This window comes from Roseovarius sp. MBR-6, assembly GCF_040547525.1.
Classification (GTDB): Bacteria; Pseudomonadota; Alphaproteobacteria; order Rhodobacterales; family Rhodobacteraceae; genus Roseovarius.
This window is the reverse complement of the sequence record NZ_JBEPPW010000060.1, coordinates 1-1,984: the sequence shown is the minus strand read 5'-3', so window position 1 is coordinate 1,984 and position 1,984 is coordinate 1. Positions and strand designations below refer to the sequence as shown.

Sequence of the window (1,984 nt, the reverse complement as noted above, 5' to 3'; positions counted from 1 at the left end):
AGAAACCTCGTCAGGGTCTTTTTCCTGCAGCAAGCCCTGAAAGAGGACAGTCGCGGCGAAGACGACATCGCCCATGTCCACGTGGTGGGCGCCGGCACGATGGGCGGTGAGATTGCCGCCTGGTGTGCAATCAAGGGCAAGACCGTGACGTTGTTCGATCCGGATACCGAAGCGCTGGGGCAGGCAATCCGCCGGGCCGGAGAAGTTTGCAAGGACCAGCACCTGAGCGGGATCGAGACTCGCGATGCGCTAGACCGGCTGATGCCTGACCCCGGCCAGCTTGGCGTCCCAAGAGCCGATCTGGTGATCGAAGCAGGCCCCGAGGACGCCGCGATCAAGGCCAGCATCTATGCCGAGCTTGAGCTACGGATGAAACCGACCGCGACACTGGCGACGAACAGCTCTTCGCTGTCCATCATCGCCCTGGCCAAAAGCCTCAAACGGCCCAGCCGCTTTGCGGGGCTGCATTTCTTTAACCCGGTCTCGAAGATGCAACTGATCGAGGTCGTGACTCACGACGGCACCTTCGGCACCGTATCGGACCAACTGGCCGCCTTTTGCGGCGCCATTGGCCGCCTGCCCGCGCGGGTGCGCGACTATCCTGGTTATCTGGTGAACCGCGCGTTGACGCCCTACCTGCTGGAGGCAATCCAAATGATCGGGGAAGGCCATGACAAGCAGGTCATCGACCGCGCCGCCGAACGGTTCGGAATGCCGATGGGGCCCGTGGAACTGGCCGACCAGATCGGGCTCGACATCTGCCTCGACGTTGCCGGAAGCCTGAAATCGGGGCTGGACAAGCCGATGCCCGATGTTCCCGGCTGGCTGCGCGAGATGGTCGAAAACGGGGATACCGGCAAGAAATCAGGCCGGGGGTTTTACGAGTGGAAGGACGGCGCGGCCCAGAAGGACGACGCTCCGGACACCGGCAAGGCGGGCGATGCTGACGACATCACCGACCGGCTGATCCTGCCGATGCTGGATGCCTGTGTTGAATGCCTGCGCCTTGGCGTCGTCGAGGACAGCGATCAGGTGGACGGCGCAATGATTTTCGCCACCGGGTTTGCCCCCTTCCGGGGCGGGCCGATGAACTATGCGGTATCCCGCGGCCCCGACGATATCAAAGCGCGCCTGGAAGACCTGGCCGAGGCCCACGGCGCGCGCTTGCGCCCCGATCCCGGCTGGAAGGACCTCCGCTGAGATGGCCGGGGGGCCGACCCTTCTGAATGACGCGGCGGCGGTTGCAAGACGGATTGTCGAGCGGACTGGCGGCGATGTGCTGCTCGCCCTGCCGCTGGGACTGGGCAAGGCGAGTACGGTCATCAACGCCCTGACGGATCTGGCGCTTGAAGACAGCTCTATTCATCTGCACATCTTCACCGCCCTGACGCTGCGGCGGCCCGTTGCGGACAGTGATCTTCAGGCGCGTTTTCTCGGTCCGGCGATGGACCGCCTCTTCGGGGCATATACGCCGCTTGACTACGCGGCCCAACTTGCCGACGGTACGCTGCCCGACAACATCACGGTGCAGGAATTCTTCTTTCAGGCGGGCGATTGGCTGGGCAATGCGGCGGCGCAACAGGGCTATATCGCGGCCAATTATACTCATGCGCTGGATTTTCTGATGGCCCGCCGTCCAAACGTCATCGCCCAGCTTCTGGCCCGGGACGGCGATCGGCTCAGCCTGTCTTGCAATACCGACATCACCGTCGATCTGCTGCGGGCGCGTGCGCGGGGCGAACAGGACTTCATTCTCGTCGGCGAGATCAATCCGCTCCTTCCCTTCATGCCGGGTGCCGGTGAACTCGCCCGCGACGAAGTGGATTGCCTGCTTGATGACCCGGCCTCGCAATTCGAGCTGTTCTCGGTACCGAAACGTCCCGTGACACCGCCCGACCATGCCATCGGCCTGCACGTCGCGGGGCTGGTGCCGGATGGTGGCACGCTGCAAATTGGTATCGGGTCGGTCGGCGATGCCGTGGCA

1 protein-coding gene and 1 pseudogene are annotated in these 1,984 nt (G+C 63.9%); both read left to right on the top strand.

What is annotated here, in order from left to right:
• Positions 1-1,200, top strand: a 1,200-nt coding sequence (locus tag ABIE57_RS20440; RefSeq protein WP_354540876.1) for a 3-hydroxyacyl-CoA dehydrogenase family protein, incomplete at its 5' end; no start/stop codon positions are given.
• Between the two features lie 76 nt (positions 1,201-1,276).
• Positions 1,277-1,984 (top strand): annotated as a pseudogene (locus ABIE57_RS20435) (acetyl-CoA hydrolase/transferase C-terminal domain-containing protein); the annotation flags it as partial.